Origin of the sequence: Tannerella sp., from assembly GCF_030528505.1 — a bacterium.
In the GTDB taxonomy this organism is placed as follows: domain Bacteria; phylum Bacteroidota; class Bacteroidia; order Bacteroidales; family Tannerellaceae; genus Tannerella.
Window position 1 is genome coordinate 1 of the sequence record NZ_JAUMYS010000033.1, and the last position, 19,125, is coordinate 19,125.

12 protein-coding genes are annotated in these 19,125 nt (G+C 48.3%); 5 read left to right on the forward strand and 7 right to left on the reverse strand.

Annotation, left to right across the window (positions count from 1 at the left end):
* Nucleotides 1-61 precede the first annotated feature (61 nt).
* Nucleotides 62-778 carry a DNA-binding domain-containing protein gene (locus Q4A89_RS06675; protein WP_303184460.1) on the reverse strand — a complete coding sequence of 239 codons (717 nt, stop codon included), beginning with the start codon at nt 776-778 and terminating at the stop codon, nt 62-64.
* A 249-nt stretch (nt 779-1,027) separates the two neighbouring features.
* Here Q4A89_RS06675 and Q4A89_RS06680 point away from each other — a divergent pair, with 249 nt between their 5' ends.
* The gene (locus Q4A89_RS06680) at nt 1,028-1,786 is read left to right on the forward strand and encodes a helix-turn-helix transcriptional regulator (protein ID WP_303184461.1); all 759 of its coding nucleotides are present in this window, start codon (nt 1,028-1,030) and stop codon (nt 1,784-1,786) included.
* 16 nt (nt 1,787-1,802) lie between these two features.
* Here the strand turns inward: Q4A89_RS06680 and Q4A89_RS06685 are convergent, their stop codons facing one another.
* Nucleotides 1,803-2,540 (reverse strand): helix-hairpin-helix domain-containing protein, encoded by a 738-nt coding sequence (locus tag Q4A89_RS06685; protein WP_303184462.1) that lies wholly within the window; start codon nt 2,538-2,540, stop codon nt 1,803-1,805.
* A 47-nt stretch (nt 2,541-2,587) separates the two neighbouring features.
* On the reverse strand, nt 2,588-3,691 hold the full coding sequence (gene ychF / locus Q4A89_RS06690; RefSeq protein ID WP_303184463.1) for a redox-regulated ATPase YchF: 1,104 nt from the start codon (nt 3,689-3,691) through the stop codon (nt 2,588-2,590).
* A 327-nt stretch (nt 3,692-4,018) separates the two neighbouring features.
* Here ychF and Q4A89_RS06695 point away from each other — a divergent pair, with 327 nt between their 5' ends.
* A complete protein-coding gene (locus Q4A89_RS06695; RefSeq protein ID WP_303184464.1) occupies nt 4,019-7,129 on the forward strand; it encodes a TonB-dependent receptor in 3,111 nt (1,036 codons plus the stop codon).
* An 18-nt stretch (nt 7,130-7,147) separates the two neighbouring features.
* Nucleotides 7,148-8,752 (forward strand): RagB/SusD family nutrient uptake outer membrane protein, encoded by a 1,605-nt coding sequence (locus Q4A89_RS06700; RefSeq protein ID WP_303184465.1) that lies wholly within the window; start codon nt 7,148-7,150, stop codon nt 8,750-8,752.
* A 435-nt stretch (nt 8,753-9,187) separates the two neighbouring features.
* Here Q4A89_RS06700 and uraA read toward each other — a convergent pair whose 3' ends face one another.
* From uraA to polA, 3 genes are all read right to left on the reverse strand, one after another.
* Nucleotides 9,188-10,474 (reverse strand): uracil permease, encoded by a 1,287-nt coding sequence (gene uraA / locus Q4A89_RS06705; RefSeq protein WP_303184466.1) that lies wholly within the window; start codon nt 10,472-10,474, stop codon nt 9,188-9,190.
* 23 nt (nt 10,475-10,497) lie between these two features.
* Nucleotides 10,498-11,127, reverse strand: coding sequence for a uracil phosphoribosyltransferase (gene upp, locus Q4A89_RS06710; RefSeq protein ID WP_303184467.1), 630 nt, complete (start codon nt 11,125-11,127; stop codon nt 10,498-10,500).
* Between the two features lie 81 nt (nt 11,128-11,208).
* Nucleotides 11,209-14,013, reverse strand: a complete 2,805-nt coding sequence (gene polA, locus Q4A89_RS06715) for a DNA polymerase I (protein ID WP_303184468.1) — start codon at nt 14,011-14,013, stop codon at nt 11,209-11,211.
* Between the two features lie 89 nt (nt 14,014-14,102).
* Here polA and Q4A89_RS06720 point away from each other — a divergent pair, with 89 nt between their 5' ends.
* On the forward strand, nt 14,103-15,077 hold the full coding sequence (locus tag Q4A89_RS06720) for a polyprenyl synthetase family protein (RefSeq protein ID WP_303184469.1): 975 nt from the start codon (nt 14,103-14,105) through the stop codon (nt 15,075-15,077).
* A 22-nt stretch (nt 15,078-15,099) separates the two neighbouring features.
* Here the strand turns inward: Q4A89_RS06720 and Q4A89_RS06725 are convergent, their stop codons facing one another.
* Nucleotides 15,100-15,606, reverse strand: a complete 507-nt coding sequence (locus Q4A89_RS06725) for a VanZ family protein (protein WP_303184470.1) — start codon at nt 15,604-15,606, stop codon at nt 15,100-15,102.
* Nucleotides 15,607-15,858: 252 nt separating this feature from the next.
* Between Q4A89_RS06725 and Q4A89_RS06730 the strand changes: the two genes are divergently transcribed.
* Nucleotides 15,859-19,122, forward strand: a complete 3,264-nt coding sequence (locus tag Q4A89_RS06730) for a DUF2723 domain-containing protein (RefSeq protein WP_303184471.1) — start codon at nt 15,859-15,861, stop codon at nt 19,120-19,122.
* Nucleotides 19,123-19,125: the final 3 nt, after the last annotated feature.

The following is a 19,125-nucleotide window of genomic DNA, read 5'->3' on the forward strand; positions in this document are numbered from 1 at the left end:
GTAGTACTAATACACCATTAGTAGTAGTACTAACGCACCCCCACCGGAAGCCGGATTTTAATCAGGCGATGATAACTGCCTCCGAGAATATGACCGAGCGGGGTGATTTGAGCAAGCTGCTTCCTCCGGTATACTGCGTCGTAACGGTCAGTTCGTAGGTGCCGGCATCGAGGGTGGCAGGTACGAAGATGAGCAGACGCGAGGGCTCGTTGATAACAAGGTCGGTCGGCGCGAGTTTCACTTCGGCGGCGGTGTCGACATTGCGGAAGGTGATGCCCACGGCCGGGTCGTCGCCTGTGATTTTCAGGTACGAGCCTTTGAGTTCGGCATTGCGTCCGCGGGTCAGTGAGCCGTCGGTTTTGCCGGTCGTCATATCCGTCAGGGTATAGATGGCGATCATATCGGCCTGTTCGCCGAGGATTTCGACCTTTGTATCGGCAATGGCACGGCGCAGTTCGGCGCCCTGATTCATGGCTACATAGACGCTGTTACGCGCATCGTCCCACGTACGGTCGTAGAAAACACCCTTGATCACGGGACGCATGTAGACCAGTCCGGTGTTTACGCAGAATCCTCCCGTCACACATTCGGCCGCTTTGCGGTTAAAGCGCGTGATGATGTCTGTCGCCGTTTCGGGTTTGATTTCCATGCCTTCGGCCTGAAGGAGTTTAACGATGTCGGCGACGGTCAGGCTGCCGTTCGTGACGGGTACAGCCATGTAATCGCTCTTGTCTGAGGTCAGTAGGTTCGGTCTCAACCATGCATTCAATTTGTTCATAAGCTTTTCCGTTTTTTAGCGCTTCACATAACGCAAAGCAGGTTATTCATTTGTTTTTATTAACACAAGTGCAAAGCTATACGATTTCTTTTTTACAGGCATTACACAAAAGTGTAATTTTTTCGTATTTGGTCAAAAATTACACTTTTGTGTGTTAAATGGATATGCATGTGCTTTCTTTTTTTCTACCTTTGCACCGGATAGCTGAAAAAAAACAGCATCCTTTGTATTAACTTTATCCATACCATCATGATTCAAAAAGAAGAATTCTTTACGGCGGAAAACAAAGTGTTTCATATTCCCGACGAAGAATATGCGCGAATTCCCTTGTATATCGAGTCTTTGGATGCTTTTTCGCGCACCACGTTCAGAAGTATCTATGTGATCGATTATTTCAAACGCAACTTCTTGTATGTATCGGACAATCCGTTGTTTCTCTGTGGCATGTCGGCCGAAGAAGTACGGAGGTTGGGATATGAATTTTATCTCCGTCATGTGCCCGAGAACGATTATCGGTTGTTGCTCGAAGCGAATCGTGTTTGTTTCCTGTTCATGGAAAGTGTTCCGCCCGAGCATCGGAAGGAATATACCTTCAGTTGTGATTTTCACATTGGTCCGCTACAGGCTAAGCCGTTGCTGATCAATCATAAAATCACCCCTTTGCGATTAGCGCCGGATGGGCGTATCTGGTTGACCTTCTGTATTGCCTCGCTTTCTTCGCGGGCTACATCCGGGCATATCGAGATGATCCGCAAAGGGCATAACATGCGATGGAAGTACGATCTTGACAACGGCCGATGGGAAGAGCAGCCGGCTATCCGGCTGAGTGAGAGTGAACGGCAGACCCTGCTGCTGTCGGCGCAAGGCTATACGATCGAGCAAATCGCTGACCGGGTATCCCGAACGCCCGATTCGGTCAAGTCGTATCGACGCAAGCTTTTCGAAAAGCTGGAAGTCGATAATATCACGGAGGCCATCTCGTTTGCGATGAATGAGAAGTTGATATGAAGAAGATTGCCGGGATTTATTTATCGAACGAAAGGTAGGGCTTGAGGCGTTGCCTGTCTGCGTCGGTAAATTCTTCCGCGAGCATCAGATCGTGCCATCCGGTAAGGCCGTTAGGCTGCCTGCGTAAACGTACGATCAGCTTTGCCTGACGATAGTCGATATAAGGATGACGACGCAACGAGTCTTCCGGCAGACGGTTGACGTTCAGCCGTCGTATCCGTGTCGGATCGACCGTAAACCATGGCGCCAATGCCGTGTACTTTTCCTCATCGATCCCGTATACTTCCGCCAGTTGAGAGACATCGGCGTACCCTCCCAATAAATTACGGTATTTGACGATGCGTTTGGAGAATGTGGGGCCGATACCCGGTATTTTCTGAAGGTCGGTCGTGTCGGCCGTATTCAGTTCGAGGGTGGAGCCCGCGGGGAGTTTTTGAGATCGAGGGTATCGCGGACGCGTATCGGTTAATCGTTTGATACGCTCGCCGGTGCTCTCATGCGTTCGAGGTGCGGCGGGTCGCGGTCTGCTGACCGGCTGTTTCGAAGGCTGTTCGGTCTGCTGGTGAGGCTGACCGGCCGGCGCGTTTGCCCGAGGCATTTGAGGAACGGGTGTCGTATCTCCTGCCGACTGTTCCTGATCCGACGAAGGGCTTTTCAGGAGCATGATGATGCCGGCCAGCGCAATTAAACAGAGCAGTACGATGAGCCCTCGGCGTTCACCTCGTGAGAAATAAAAGAAATCACGCCAGCCCACTGTACTTCCTCCTTCAATGTTTTACAATATCTCTCTTGTGCGGGAAGCTACACGTTGAAACGGTAGTGCATAATGTCTCCGTCCTGCACGATGTATTCCTTCCCTTCCACGTGCATCTTTCCGGCTTCTTTCACCGCCGCTTCCGAACCATAATGGATATAATCTTCGTACTTGATGACCTCGGCGCGTATAAAACCTTTCTCGAAATCGGTATGAATCACGCCTGCACATTGCGGCGCCTTGCTCCCTTTGCGATACGTCCATGCGCGTACTTCCTCGGGACCGGCTGTCAGGAACGTTTCCAGATCGAGTAACTTATATGCCGCTTTGATCAGACGGTTTACGCCGGATTCCTCAAGGCCTGCTTCGGCCAGAAACATCTGCCGCTCTTCGTACGTGTCGAGCTCCGCAATCTCGCTTTCGATTTTTGCTGCTACGACGAGGATGCCTGCTCCTTCATCTTTTACGGCCTCACGTACCTGCTCTACATAGGTATTACCCTTCACGGCGCTGGCTTCATCGACATTGCAGACGTACAGTACGGGCTTGTCGGTGAGCAGGAACAGCTCGCGGGCTACTTTCTGTTCGTCCTTCGTATCGAATGAAACCGTGCGGGCATTCCGACCTTGCTCGAGTGCTTCCTTATATTTTATAAGTACCTCGTAGGCGAGCTTGGCCTGTTTATCGCCTCCCGTCTGGGCTTGTTTCTGTACCTTCGATATCCGGCTGTCGACCGTTTCCAGATCACGGATCTGAAGCTCGGTGTCGATAATCTCCTTGTCGCGTACCGGGTCGACACTCCCGTCTACATGCACGACATTGGGATCGTCGAAGCAGCGTAGTACATGAAGGATGGCGTCCGTTTCACGGATATTCGCCAGGAACTTGTTTCCCAGGCCTTCGCCTTTGCTGGCTCCTTTTACCAGACCGGCAATGTCGACAATCTCGACCGTTGTCGGAACAATCCGCGCCGGATGAACCAGCTCGGCCAGTTTGCCGAGTCGCTCATCAGGAACGGTGATCACCCCCACATTCGGTTCGATGGTACAGAACGGAAAATTCGCCGCCTGCGCTTTCGCATTCGATAAACAATTAAATAACGTCGACTTCCCTACATTTGGTAGTCCTACAATGCCACATTGTAATGCCATAATGATATGTGTTTATTTCTTTGATGAAAGTACAAAGATAATGCAAAGGCGCATGTAGCGCAAATTTTTTATGAATCAAGGTGATTTGGAAAGCCTTGTTTTGAATAAAAAGTTTTTTTTAGCAGAAAATGTTTGTAAATAATAAATATTCATTATTTTTGCAGGCGATGATTGAAAAGAGAAAGCGAATGATTGTATATGAAAATTTATTTGAAAGTGTCGATGAAAATTGTAGAAATAGATACAATAATTTATCCTGAAGCAGTAAAATCGGATGTATGAATGGAATGAAGTAAATCTATGTTGTTTTTTTAAAATTAGTAGAGTATGAAAAGAAAACTAAAACTGTTTTTAACCCTGTTCTTTGTTGGAATAGGCGTAGTAATGGCTCAGACGCAGGTGCGAGGCACGGTGGCGGATGAAAATGGCGAACCCGTTATCGGGGCTTCGGTAGTGGTAAAAGGTACGACTGTCGGCACAGTAACGGATATAGACGGGAAATTTACTTTACCTGAAGTACCGAATTCAGCCAAAACCTTGATGATCTCGTATATCGGAATGGTTACACAGGAAGTGGCGATTGCACCTAATCTTCAGATTATTTTGAAGAGTGATACGCGAGCATTGGAAGAAGTCGTGGTTGTAGGTTATGGAACGCAACGAAAGAAGGATGTAACGAGTTCTATTTCTAAGGTGAGTGGGGATGCACTTGCAAATTTGGCGACTCCCGGTTTTGACAGCCAGCTTGCCGGACGCGCAGCCGGAGTACAGGTGATTCAACCGTCAGGTGTATTGGGTGCTCCACCTAAATTCAGAGTTCGCGGTATCAACTCTCTTTCCGGAGGAACCCAACCCCTAGTTATTGTAGATGGTGTTCCAATGACCAGTGGTGACATATCTCAGGGCTATGTGGCTGCTAATGCATTAGGAGATATAAATCCTGACGATATTCAGAGTGTTGACATTTTAAAAGATGGTGCGGCCAGTGCAATCTATGGCTCACGTGCTGCCAACGGAGTTATCTTAATTACAACCAAGAAAGGTCAGAAAGGCTCTGTAAAAGTTAGTTATAGTGGTTATATGGGAGTTGCTAAGGCTTCAAAGCTACACGACTTGTTAAATGGAGAACAATTTACTGAAATAGCGAATGAAAAATACAAAAACTGGGGTGACGAAGGACTTGCCGTTTATGACGGGACTAATACGAATTGGAATGATTATGTATATCGACGAGCATTCCAGCACAGTCATACATTAAGTGCAAGTGGCGGTACTGAGAAAAGCCAATACTATTTTTCATTGGGATATACGAATCAAGAAGGGATTATTCGAGCGAATGACTTGAAACGTCTATCTGTAAAAGGAGATATATCCAGTAAAATTAATCGCTGGCTAAATATCGGAATGAGTTTGAGTGCCTCCAAATCTAAAATCAATGGTATCGTGGAAGGTGCTAATTCGCTTAGCGATGCCTCTTTTTCCGGAATTAGGATGTTGCCGAATGTTTCTGTTTTTGATGATAAGGACATTACCGGATATAATATTGATGCGCAAAACCGAAAGGCTTTAGGCAGAGGTGCAAATAAAGATGTTATTTCGAATGGAATTCCCAATATTGTATACGTACTCGACCACAACGTAAATAGAGCGACGAATTATCGTATCATATCGAATGCGTTTGCAGAACTCTCCTTGATGAAAGGTCTGACATTTAAAACGCTGGCGGGTGTTGATATCGCATTGATGAATAACTATATGACTTGGGATCCTTTCACGGGAGACGGCCTTGGATACGGAGGACTAATCGATCAGATCTATACGAATTATTCCACTTGGAATTGGCAAAATATACTCTCTTACAATACATCAATCAATGGCCTTCATAATATTGATTTGACAGCTGTTCAGGAGTATACTCGTTCCGATACGGATTGGGATGAAAGTTCGGTAAATAAGATTTCAGACCCTTTCTTTATGGATCATATTATCTCCGGTACGTTTGGTGAAAAATCGGTGTTTGGTGGTAAGACTTTTAGCGGACTGGCTTCATATTTGTTTCGAGCAAACTATAATTATGACAGCAAGTATTATTTAGGATTTTCAATTAGACGAGACGGTTTATCTAAACTTCCCAAAGATACTCGTTGGGGTACTTTCTGGGGGGCTTCTGGAGCATGGCGTGTGTCACGTGAGAATTTCTGGAATAGTACGGTCTTTAACGATTTCCGAATAAGAGGAAGTTATGCTACCGTAGGGAATCAGAACCTTGGAGGTCCTTATCCTTATTTGGGAACATACAGTGCTCAAAAGTATGGAGAACAAAATGCTACGGCATGGTTGAATATGGGGAATAACCGATTGAAATGGGAGACAACGGAAACATTTGATATTGGTCTCGATGGTTCGCTATTTGACAGCAAAGTAACTTTTGAAATCGCTTATTGGAAGAAGAATAGTAAGAATCTGGTTTTGAAAGTGCCGACGTCTCCTTCCATGGGAATACCCGGCAACTCGTATATTAATAATGTGGGTAAAATACAAAATAGTGGTATTGAGCTTACATTAGGAAGCACACTTATTCAGAATAAAGATTTTATGTGGAAGTCTGATTTGAACTTTTCAACATTAAAGAATGAGGTGGTTGAGTTGGTTGAAAATGCCGATATTATAGGAGGTTACACAATTATTCGCGAAGGTGAATCCATGAATGCGATTTATGGATACCAGTATAGCGGTGTCAATAAAGAAAACGGTTATCCGATTTACGAGAAGGCAGACGGGACACAAGTTCAATTTGATTTGCTCGGTGATTATACGTGGAAAGTTTATGATCCGTCAAATCCGGCGGATGTATCCAAGAGAGGGAGTTTAAGCGCGAAAGAAGATAGAAAGATATTGGGAGGTACGATTCCTACTTGGTTTGGAGGTTGGAGTAATACCTTTACATATAAAAATTTTGATGCAACGATGTTTATTCGTTTCTCCGGAGGGAACAAGATATACAATCGCACCCGTCAAGATGACTTGTTAAATATGGCATTTTCCAACAACGGAACGGAAATTTTAGGCCGTTGGCAAAGTAAGGAAAAACCGGGTGATGGTGTAACGCCAATGGTCGGTGCCGGAGATGATAGTGCATTAAATATGCAAGGCTCTGCAACTTCTCGATTCGCAGAAGATGGAGCGTATGTAAAACTCTCTACACTTAGTTTAGGATATACTTTGCCTAAAGATATTACTAAGAAATTGGATATGTCTAATATACGCATATATGTTTCTGGACAGAACTTGTTGACATTTACGAAGTACAAAGGACTTGATCCGGAAATCATAACAGACCTATCGACAACTTCTGAGTTTGTCGGAGCATTTGGAGTGGATGCCGGAGGAAAGGCACAACAAAGAGTATTCACCTTTGGAGTAAATATTAGTTTTTAAAAAAATAATACGAAGAATATGATACGCAAGAATATAATTAGGATAATAGGCATTTTCTGTCTTGTTTATGGGTTACAGATGTTCACTTCTTGTGAAAAAGATACGGTAGACCTCGCTCCAATAGATAGAATAACGGACGAAACGGCATTTGACACTCCTGAAAGATGCGCATTGGCTGTGACGGGGGTTTATGATGCTGTTCAAAGCGGATATTATGTCGGAAACAATGCACGAAGAGGATATCCCTTTGGAGCGGCCTCCATTATTCAATCTGAAATGAGGGGGAACGATTTGGTGAATATGGCTGCTTTTTATCAGTATACTTATGAAGCAACATATAATCCGACAACAGCTAATAATAATAGCATGTGGGAAAACTCCTTGGCTGCGGTTAATCGAGCTAATGTAGTGATAGAAGGTATACAGAGAGCTAAGGAAACAAATGTGATAACGGAAGAAATAACGAACCAGTACCTTGGGGAGTGCTATTTCTTAAGGGGATTAACTTATTCCAATATGCTAATTCACTTCTGTCTGCCGTATGGAGTTGAGGGCAATAATAATTACGGATTACCTTATTACGAAAAAGCCGTTACTACTCCGGAGAAGATGCAGGAAGCTTTGCAAATAGGGCGCTCTACTGTTGAAGAAACATATCAAAAGATTCTTGCCGATTTGGACAAGGCAGAGAGTTTGCTGCCTGCAAAAAATCCGGCCAACGCGATCACGAGAGCCTCGAAGGGAGCAGCTATTGCACTGAAAACAAGGTTGTATTTGTGGAAGAAGGATTGGAATAAAGTGGTAGATGAAGCTAAAAAGATCGTTCCACAGAGCGATGCGCCATTCTCAAGTTCGATTGGCGGATACAAGCTGGCGGATTCTCCAGAAATTCCTTTCGTAAACTTCAAAAGTAATCCGGAGTCAATCTTCTCAATTGAAAATAGCAGCGATGATAATGCTACGGTCAATGGATCATTAGGTCAAATGATGAGTAATCGCACTGGAGGTCGTGGATTGATCTCTTTATCTCCTATTTTATACAATTCAAAATATTGGTTAGAAGGAGACTTAAGAAGAAAGCTGTTGTATAGCGGAGAGGATAAGGCGAAACGAGATGTTCGATACTATGTCGATAAATATAAGAGACCGCAGGAACAAGATGAATATGCTCCGATTATTCGTTATGCAGAAGTGCTATTAAACTATTCTGAAGCGGAGTTGAGAAGTGGAAGACCTGAAATGGCATTGAAACTTCTTAATGCAGTACGTAGTCGGTCAGTCAAGGAATCAGAGGCTTATAAAGCAACAGACTTTGCAACAAATAAAGAAATGTTGGAAGCTCTATTATGGGAGAGACGTATAGAGTTTTTTGGCGAAGGAAGAAGATGGGAGGATATTCACCGTCTAATAAATGATCCTGATTTTGATTCAAAAGGTATCCCCGCTAAAGTAGACCCAAAGAAATTGATAAATTTGAATGTGTATCAAATTGGAAAGGAGACAGATGGGCTCCTCTATAAAACCGCTATACCTTATACGGACAGAAGGTTTTTGTGGCCTATTTCCCAAAATGATATTATTCGCAATCCGACTTTAGCTAAACAGCAGAATAGAGATTGGTAATATGTAAAATCTACCATGGCGATGTTCTGAAAAGACCTTTTCCAGTATAAGTAGGGAGGAGAGTACATGCGTTTTCTCCCTACTTTACCTTTTTTCTAACCTGATAGGGTTTATTATACCCTTTCAGGAGTTTTTCTAATCGTTAGTTGTCAATGGTTAATGGTTTTCAACCGTCAGTCATTAGCATTCAGTCGGCATTCAAAATAATTCACATTCAACTACCCGAAGGGCTTGGCTTGTACCATGCATAATCATTGATTATTTTCCAACCAAGGATTGAAAGCCTGTTTTATTTCAGCTCTATCCCACAAAGGTGGAGTATGGATGGCCCATTCCTTGTTTGGGAAGGCTGAAAGCCTGAACTCATTAGCTGTCAGCTATCAGTGATCAGATTTCAGCCAACAAATCAACGATCAATCACCAAAGGACTAACTATTACCCATGATCCGGCTCATCCGTATCGTTGGCGATGCCGAAACGGTCGATCACATAAAAGAGTCCGCCGAGGAACATGCCTGTAATCGTAGCCAGACACATACCCGTTAATTTCACGTTGCCAAGCTGGATGTACACGCCCGAGAGTCCGACGACGAAGACAAGTGCCGTCATCGCGAGATTACGTCCTTTAGCATAGTTTACTTTGCGGTCAACGATCAGCCGGATTCCCGATGCGCCGATCATACCGTAAAGCAGGAAGCTGATACCGCCCATCACCGGAGCGGGAATGGAGTTGATCAGCGCCGACGCCGGGGCGAAAAACGCCAGCAGGATGGAAAAGACGGCCGCACCCCCGATCACCCAGACACTGAATACTTTCGTGACGGCCATTACACCGATGTTTTCGCCGTACGTCGTCGTAGGCACGGAACCGAAGCATCCCGAGAGGGTGGTCGAAATTCCGTCGGAGAAGAGCGTGCGATGCAGTCCCGGGTCTTTCAGCAAGTCACGCCCGACGATTTCGCTCGTCACTACCTGATGTCCGATATGTTCGGAGATCACCACGAGCGAAGCCGGGATAATGATCAGCACCGATTCGAGGCTGAACTTGGGGAACAGGAAATTCGGCCATGCGACCAGCCCGGCCTGCGTCACTTCTGTAAAGTCGACCAGCCCGACAAAGAACGCCACGAGATAGCCCACGACGATGGCGATCAGGATAGAGACGGCGGCGGCGAAGCCACGAAACAGTACCTGCCCCAGCACAGCAATGGCGATCGTCACCACAAAAACGGCGACAAACAGGGGGTTGATTTCGGTGTACGTCTCGGTGAGTACGAGTCCGCCGTTTTGTGCGGCTGTTCCCGCCAGTTCAAGCCCGATAAGCGCCACCACAGGCCCCATGGCAGCGGGTGGCAACACGGTATCGATCCATTTTGTACCGGCAAATTTGATCAGGAGCGCCACGGAACAAAAGATCAGCCCGGTGATGACGAAGCCGCCCAAAGCATAAGGATAACCGTAATCGGGATTGCTGATCAGCAGCAAGGTGGGAGCGATGAAGGCGAAGCTCGAACCGAGGTAAGCGGGCGATTTGCCTTTCGTTACGGCAATAAAAATCAGTGTTCCGATCCCATTCATCAGCAGTACAATAGCTGCGTTGATGCCGAAAAGCCACGGCACCAGTACCGAAGCGCTAAACATGGCAAACGTATGTTGAATGCTCAGCGGGATGCCTTTGAGCAAGGGCACCCGCTCTTCTACTTGAATAATTTGTCTTGACATGGTCGTGTCTGTGTAGAGCTGATTTATTTCGTGCCGAAAATTCGGTCGCCGGCATCGCCGAGGCCCGGCAGGATATAGGCGCTGTCGTTCAGGCGCTCGTCGAGCGAAGCCGTATAGATGTCGACATCGGGATGGTTGGCCTGCACTTTCTTCACACCCTCGGGAGCAGCCACGAGGCACATCAGGCGGATATTCGTGCAGCCTTTTTCTTTCAGCATCTTGATGGCGTCGGAGGCGCTTCCCCCCGTGGCGAGCATCGGATCAGTGATGATGACCATGCGATGGTTGATGTCTTCAGGCAATTTGCAATAGTAAAAGACGGGGTTGTGCGTGTCGTGATCGCGATAGAGGCCGATATGTCCTACCTTGGCTACCGGAAGAAGGCTCAACAGTCCGTCGACCATGCCCAGGCCGGCGCGCAGAATCGGTACGATGGCCAGTTTCTTACCCGATATTTCGTATGCTTTTGTGCGCATCATCGGGGTCTCGATTTCGATTTCGGTCAGCGGAAGATCGCGTGTCACTTCATAGCCCATCAACATGGCGATCTCTTTGAGCAGATCGCGAAAATCTTTTGCACCTGTGTTGATATCCCGTATTCTCGTCAGCTTGTGCTGAATCATGGGATGGTCGATAATATGCAGCTTGCTCATGTTTTTATCGTTTTTTGAAAACCGGCACAAAAGTACGATTTTTTTTCATTCCCGATGGTTTGTTACGCGTTGAAAAACGTCTTATCCGTGTGCTTCGAGCCAGTTTTTCCCCATGCCGCAATCGGCAACGAGTGGCACACGCAGTTGCATCACGCCTTCCATCTCTCGCAGTACGATTTCGCGCACACGTTCCAACTCATCGCGACGCACGTTGAAATTCAGCTCGTCATGCACCTGAAGAATCATCTTGCTTCGTAACCCTGCAGCCTCGAATCGCCGAAAAATGCGCACCATCGCCATTTTGATGATATCGGCAGCGCTGCCCTGTATCGGCGCGTTGATCGCGTTTCGTTCGGCATACCCGCGCACCACGGCATTGTGCGAATGGATGTCGGGAAGGAAACGTTTCCGGCCACATATCGTAGTCACGTATCCATGTTCCTTAGCCAGACGAACGCTCTCGTCCATATAGGCACGCACATCGGGATACGTTTTGAAGTAACCGTCGATGAGTTCTTTCGCTTCGGCACGTGGGATGTTCAGCCGTTCGGCCAGTCCGAACACGGAGATGCCGTAGATGATGCCGAAGTTGGCTGTTTTCGCCTTGCGACGCATATCGGAGGTGACGGCTTCGTCCGCCACGCCGTAGATTTTCGCCGCGGTAGCCAAATGGATATCGGCGCCGCTGCGGAACGCTTCGATCATGTGCTTGTCGCCACTCAGGTGCGCCATGATACGCAGTTCGATCTGAGAATAGTCGGCCGAAAAAAAGACACAGTCTGTATGGTCGGCAATAAACGCCTTGCGGATGTCGCGCCCTAACTCTTCACGGATCGGGATGTTTTGGAGGTTCGGGTTCGATGAGCTGAGTCGCCCGGTCGAGGCCACCGTCTGATTGAATGAAGTGTGGACTTTGCCCGTCTCGGGATTGATCAGCTCGGGCAAAGCGTCGATATACGTGCCCAGCAGCTTTTTCAGGCCGCGGTAGTCAAGGAGTTTCCCGACGATCGGATGGCGATTGCGCAGTTTTTCCAGAATACTTTCGTTCGTGCTGTAGCTGCCGGTCTTTGTCTTTTTCGCTTTCTCCTCGATACGGAGCCGGTCGAACAAAATCTCTCCGACCTGCTTGGCCGAATTGATGTTAAAAGCCGTCTCCGCCAGCTCATAAATCTCTTTCTCTAATTGACTAAGCGCTTCCGTAAGTTCTTCGGACGATTGTCTCAACGCTTTCGTGTCGAGCGTGACACCACTCAGTTCCATGTCGGCGAGCACGTAGATCAACGGCATTTCGATATCGCAAAACAGCGCTTCGAATCCGCCGTCCGAAAGTAGCGGAGCAAAGAAGTTTTTTAACCGTAGAGTTACGTCTGCATCTTCTGCCGCATATTCGCTGACCTTCTCTACCGGCACGTCGCGCATGGAAAGCTGTCCTTTACCGCGTGCGCCGATCAGGCGTTCGATTGAGAGAGGGCGATAACGCAGATATGTCTCTGCCAAATAGTCCATATTGTGCCGCAGCTCGGGGTTGAGCAGATAATGAGCGATCATCGTATCGAACAGGGGACCCGCTACCTGTATGCCGTAGCGCCTAAGCATCAACAGGTCGAATTTAATGTTTTGCCCCACCTTTTCGATAGCGGGATGTTGCAAAGCCTCGGCAAACGGAGCGATGATCCGTTTCGTTTCTTCCATATCGGCCGGCACAGGCACGTACCATGCTTCGTATTCGTTGATGGCGAACGATATCCCGACAAGGTGAGCCGTCAACGGATCGATGCCGTCCGTCTCCGTATCGAGAGCAAACGACGATTGAGAGCGAAGTAATCGTGCCAGATCGTTTCGTTTCGCCTCCGTGTCGGCCGTGAAATAGGTGTGTGGCGTAGTCATCAAATCGGCCAGATCGGATACCATCGCTTCTTCCGAATCCGACTGTATGTCTACCGCCGATGTTTCTTGCGCGTCGTCGCCGAAGAGGGAGAGTTGCTGCATAGGCGTCGCGCCTTTCCCGGTGTGTCCTGCCGTGGGGTCATCGTTCAGTTTGTTCAGGAAAGAGCGGAACTCCAGTTCGAGGTAGATTTCGCGGAGACGCTCCTTGTCTGCGTCTTTGCGCTCACAAGTCGCAGCGTCGAAGGAGATCGGGACGTCGGTGACGATCGTAGCCAGAAACTTGGAGAAGCGGATCTGTTCCGCGTTTTGTTCCACTTTCGTCTTCAACGCGCCTTTCAGACGGTCGGTGCCCGCGAGCAATTCTTCGACGGAACCGAACTCGGCGAGTAGTTTTTGCGCGGTCTTTTCGCCCACTCCGGGACAGCCGGGGATATTGTCGGAGCTGTCGCCCATCAACCCGAGCAGGTCAATCATTTGTCCGACGGATGTCAGCCCGTATTTCGTCAACACTTCGGGAACTCCTAATGTCTCATAATCGCCGCCGAATTTCGGCCGATACTGGAAGATATGTTCCGAGACGAGCTGCCCATAGTCCTTATCAGACGTCATCATCAGCACCTTGAAGCCTTCCTGTTCGGCCTGCTTGGCGATCGTGCCGATGACATCGTCCGCCTCGTAGCGAGGTACTTCCAGAATCGGCATGCGGTATGCCGCGATGATCTCGCGGATGTACGGAATAGCAATACGGATATCTTCGGGCGTTTCCTCCCGCTGCGCTTTGTACGCTTCGTACGCTTCGTGGCGAAACGTCGGGCCGGGTGGATCAAACCCGAAAGCGACATGTGTTGGGTTTTCGCGCCGAAGCACATCTTCAAGCGTGTTGATGAAGCCGAAAATCGCCGACGTGTTCATCCCTTTCGAATTCATCCGGGGATTTTTGATAAAGGCGTAATAAGAGCGGTAAATGAGCGCGTAAGCGTCGATTAAAAGCAATTTCATAAGGAGTGTGCTATTTTTGGGGGTAAAAGTACGAAAAAACTTTTTCAGTCGGCACTTTTTCTTACTTTTGCATTCGTAAAGCAGGATTTATGATAGATAAAAGAGATATAGAAAGACCTGTGGCAAAGGAGTTCGGGGAATTTCGCAAAAAGTTCGCGGAATCACTTCATAGCGAGATTGCGACTATACGTAAAGCCATCGAAGCAGTATATCATTCGAACGGCAAGCATATCCGTCCGCTTTTGGTGCTGTTGGCAGCCAAGGCCTGCGGCCGTGTCACGCCGGATTCGATCCGTGCAGCCGTGTTTCTCGAATTATTACATACGGCGTCGCTTCTTCACGATGATGTGGTGGACGATACCCGCCGGCGGAGGGGACTCCCCTCGATGAACGCGCTCTTCGACAATCGCGTAGCCGTGCTGGTAGGTGATTTTATTCTCTCCGAAGCCCTTGTGCGGGCTACGCAGACGGGGCAAGTGCAGATTGTGTCGATCATCGCGTCACTCAGTCGTCAGATGGCGGAAGGTGAAATCAAACAGCTTGAAAACGCGAAAGAACAGATACTGAAAGAAAAAGATTACTTGATTGCGATTGAAAAGAAAACGTCCATGTTGCTCTCGGCATGCACCGAAATCGGTGCCATAACAGCCCAAGCAACGCCCGAAATTCAAGAAAGTTGCAGAGAATTCGGTCGCCTGCTCGGTTACTGTTTCCAGATACGCGACGATATTTTCGATTACTTTGATGATCCGTCGATTGGGAAACCCAGCGGCAACGATATCCGTGAAGGGAAAATAACGCTTCCGCTGCTGTACGCTCTCGAATCGGCGGACGAATCGACGAAAGCGCCTTTCCTGAAAATGATTCAGAAACGGGACTTCTCGCCCGAAAATGTTGCAGCGCTGATCCGCTTCGCCAAAGATGGCGGTGGGGTGGAATATGCCGCTTCACGCATGGCTTACTATAAAGAGAAAGCGGCGGATATCATCCGTTCCTTGCCCGACAACGAAGCCCGTGAAAGTCTGTTGCTTCTGGCCGATTATGTGATTGAGCGAAAAAAGTAATCGGTTGTGGAAATGGATCGGATTATGAGGAAGAAGGCGCGTGCTTTTTTCGGCGCTTGCGTGACGGTTTCTTTAACCGGCGTACTGACCGCATAAGGAAAAGGGCGATACAGAGTCCGATGATAAATCCGGCAAAGTCAATCCATACGTCGCGAAGGGAAGCCCCCCTTCCATGACTGAATAGTTGGATGCTTTCGTCGCAGACAGCCGTGAAGAGTCCCGCAAACAGTGGCCATGAGATATGCGGCATCAGGCGTTGGGTATACACACGCAGTGTCAAGGTAAGAAAAAGTCCGAGCAGCATAAATTCGGTCAGGTGCGCCAGCTTCCGCACCGTATATACCGTGAAGCGGTAATCGATGCCGAGGTGTCCGATCAGTCGGTTCAGCCACTCGGTGACCATGACGCTGCGCAGTCCGGAAGCCTCGCCGGGCTGTAGCGAGTTCGTAAAAATAAAAACTGTCACGCCGATCGTCACCAGCGTGTATATCCAGCGAAACAGTTGTGTATGTTTGCTTTTCCGATTCATCCGTTTGGTGTAAAGACGGGCGCAAAGGAAAGAAATAAAAGCGGCCAGGCGAAACGAATTTCGCTAAGAAGTCGTAAAAGACCATTAAAAAAACGTACCGATAAAAAAAGAATGGCTTCCCCAATAGATTCTTTTCTACGATTTTTTCGTAATGCGAGCAATATATGTAACAAGATAGCGTTATGTTGTCAGCGGATTTTTATATCTTTGCAGCCAAATATTTAAAAATAAACGCTTACTATATCCTCGATTATGAAGCAATATAAGCTAATCAACAACGTATTGGGATGGATCGTCTTCCTGATCGCGTCGTACACGTATCTATCGACTATCGAGCCGACCGGAAGTTTCTGGGACTGCGGCGAGTTTATTGCATCGGCCTATAAACTGGAAGTAGGCCATCCGCCCGGCGCACCGTTCTTTATGCTGATGGGTAATCTGTTTACGCAACTCACTTCCGATACGGCCGAAGTGGCGAAGATGGTCAACCGTATGTCCGCTCTGTTCAGCGCACTGACCATTCTGTTCCTCTTTTGGAGTATCACGCACATGGCGCGGCGCATCATCCTGAAAGAAGGAAAACGCGAACTGACGTTGACACGCACCATCATGGTGATGGGTTGCGGACTCGTCGGAGCGCTCGTTTATACTTTCAGCGATACGTTCTGGTTTAGCGCCGTCGAGGGCGAAGTATACGCCAGCTCGTCGTTGTTTACCGCCGTCGTGTTCTGGCTGATTCTGAAATGGGAGGAGGCGGCCGACCGTCCTCATGCCGACCGCTGGATCGTGCTGATCGCCTACTTCATGGGATTGAGTATCGGCGTCCATCTGTTGAACTTGCTTTGTATTCCTGCCATCGTACTCGTATATTACTACCGTAAATTCCCGAACCCAACCTTCAAAGGAACGGCGATCGCCCTTCTGGTTTCGTTCGCCATCGTCGGACTGATGATGTACGGCGTCGTGCAAGGTCTTGTAGAGGCTTGCGGCTGGTTCGAACTGTTGTTTGTCAATGGGTTCGGTATGCCGTATAATTCCGGTGTTTATGCCTATGTGTTGATTATTGCGGGTATGTTAGGCTGGTCGATCTGGGAAACGATGCGCGAGGACATCTCCCCGATTCGTGTAAGGATTTCTTTCGTCCTGACCATCGCCCTGCTTGGTATTCCTTTCCTGGGAAGCGGCTATGTGCTCGGCATCCTGTTGTTGATCGCCTTAACGGCCGCTCTGTTCCGTTTTAAAAATATCAATGTTCGCACCCTGAATACGATTTTGGTTTCGCTGATGGTGATCGTGGTGGGGTATTCGTCTTATGCATTGATTCTCATCCGTTCGACAGCAGACACGCCGATGAACCAGAATGCGCCGAAGGACATTTTTACTCTCCGCAGTTATCTGGCACGTGAGCAATACGGCGATACGCCGCTGATCTACGGCAAGACCTACGTTTCGGTTCCGGAGCGAAACAGCGACGGAACGGCTGTTTCGAGCGAAGGTGCCAAGATGTGGAGCCGTGCGATTAAAAAAGACAAGAACGAGAAAGATCGCTATTTCGTTTCGTATACGGTGCCCGAATATAAATATGTCAGCGAAACGATGATGCTTTTCCCGCGTATGCATAGCCCTGAATCACGTCACGTGGCAGGTTACAAGTCGTGGGCGAATGTGAAAGGCGTTCCGGTAAAAGTCCGCGAATTGGGCGAGACGAAGAGTGTCATGAAACCGACTTTTGCAGAGAATATCAAATTCTTCGTCCGTTATCAGTTGAACTTTATGTACTGGCGATATTTTATGTGGAATTTCTCCGGTCGTCAGAACGATATTCAAGGGCATGGAGAAATCATGAACGGAAACTGGATCACGGGAATCAAACCGATCGATACGATCCTTGTCGGGCCGCAGGACGATATGCCGTTCGATATTGCCAACAATAAGGGACATAATGTATATTATATGTTGCCCCTTCTGCTCGGACTCCTGGGAATCTTCTACCAACTGTTCAGTGGTAAAAAGGGCATGCAATCTTTCTGGGTGACGTTCTTTCTGTTCTTTATGACGGGAATCGCGATCGTCCTTTACTTGAATCAGACCCCGCTCCAGCCGCGCGAACGGGACTACGCGTATGCCGGATCGTTCTATGCATACTGTATCTGGATCGGATTGGGGGTTGGCGCCGTAGCGCGAGCGCTGGAAAAATTCGGGAAATTGCCTGGACTTGTGGCTGGTACGGTCGCAACGCTTGCGTGCGTACTCGTTCCGATCCAGATGGCTGGACAGAACTGGGACGACCACGACCGTTCGGGACGTTACATGTGCCGCGACTTCGGCTCCAACTATCTCGAATCGTGTGAGCCGAATGCCGTCATCTTTACGAACGGCGACAACGATACATTCCCGCTTTGGTATGCGCAAGAGGTGGAAGGCATCCGTACCGATGTGCGTGTATGTAATACGAGCTATCTGCAAACCGATTGGTATATCGACCAAATGAAACGCCAGGCTTACGAGTCCGCTCCGCTACCGATTACCTGGGATCTCAGCCAGTACATTCAGGGCAAACGGGATATGACCTACATCATCAAACGCATGGATAAGGTCGATTTGGGGCAGGCATTGGAGTGGTTGCGCAGCGACGATCCGCGTACGAAAAAAATTCCGGGCTACCAGAATGATATTCCTAATATCCCCTCGGATGTGCTGACGTTCAAAGTCGATTCGGCCGCGGTGATGAAGCATGGCGCCATCAGTCCGCAGGACGCATCGCAGATGGTCAAAGAGATAACCATTAACCTTTCGGGTAAGGAAGTGTTGGGTAAGGAAGCCGTAACGATTCTCGACATGCTTCACACGAATAACTGGGAACGTCCGATTTATTTTGCCATCACAGTAGATCCGAATCAGTTCGTACGCCTCGATCCGTATTTCCAAAAAACCGGAATGGCGTATCACATCGTGCCTTACATGACACAAGACCCGAATGCCCGTGCCATCGATACGGAAAAGATGTACGATAACGTGATGAATAAGTTCCGGTGGGGTGGAGTCGATAAGCCCGGGGTTTACATCGATGAGAATACGATGCGTATGTGCAAGAGCTATCGTATGTATCTCTTCGGTGAGCTGGCTCAGGCGTTGTTGCAGGAAGGTAAGCCCGACAAAACTCTGGCTGTTCTGGATCGTTGCATGGAAGTGCTGCCGCCCGAAAACGTACCGTTGGATTACAGCGCGATTATGATCGGTGAAACGTATATGGCGATCGGTCAAAAAGAGAAGGGAGCTTCGATTCTCGACAGTGTCATCGAAAACTCGTTACGGAACATCCGCTGGTATATGCGTCTCAACGCACGGGATAGGGCCGGTATTCAGGACGATTGGCAGCGTGATCTGGCCATCGTGCAGAACGCGCTGGGAATGGGAATGCAATACGATCGTGAATACGGGGCTAAATACCGCGAAGAGTTTCAACAGTTCTACCGCGTTTTTCAGGGAACTCAAGACGGAGGCCGCAACCGGTAACCG

Excerpts from the sequence above, each read along its gene's own strand:
- Q4A89_RS06675 (WP_303184460.1), bottom strand. The coding sequence starts at position 778 with ATGAACAAATTGAATGCATGGTTGAGACCGAACCTACTGACCTCAGAC.
- Q4A89_RS06680 (WP_303184461.1), top strand. The coding sequence starts at position 1,028 with ATGATTCAAAAAGAAGAATTCTTTACGGCGGAAAACAAAGTGTTTCAT.
- ychF (WP_303184463.1), bottom strand. The coding sequence starts at position 3,691 with ATGGCATTACAATGTGGCATTGTAGGACTACCAAATGTAGGGAAGTCG.
- Q4A89_RS06695 (WP_303184464.1), top strand. The coding sequence starts at position 4,019 with ATGAAAAGAAAACTAAAACTGTTTTTAACCCTGTTCTTTGTTGGAATA.
- Q4A89_RS06700 (WP_303184465.1), top strand. The coding sequence starts at position 7,148 with ATGATACGCAAGAATATAATTAGGATAATAGGCATTTTCTGTCTTGTT.
- uraA (WP_303184466.1), bottom strand. The coding sequence starts at position 10,474 with ATGTCAAGACAAATTATTCAAGTAGAAGAGCGGGTGCCCTTGCTCAAA.
- upp (WP_303184467.1), bottom strand. The coding sequence starts at position 11,127 with ATGAGCAAGCTGCATATTATCGACCATCCCATGATTCAGCACAAGCTG.
- polA (WP_303184468.1), bottom strand. The coding sequence starts at position 14,013 with ATGAAATTGCTTTTAATCGACGCTTACGCGCTCATTTACCGCTCTTAT.
- Q4A89_RS06720 (WP_303184469.1), top strand. The coding sequence starts at position 14,103 with ATGATAGATAAAAGAGATATAGAAAGACCTGTGGCAAAGGAGTTCGGG.
- Q4A89_RS06725 (WP_303184470.1), bottom strand. The coding sequence starts at position 15,606 with ATGAATCGGAAAAGCAAACATACACAACTGTTTCGCTGGATATACACG.
- Q4A89_RS06730 (WP_303184471.1), top strand. The coding sequence starts at position 15,859 with ATGAAGCAATATAAGCTAATCAACAACGTATTGGGATGGATCGTCTTC.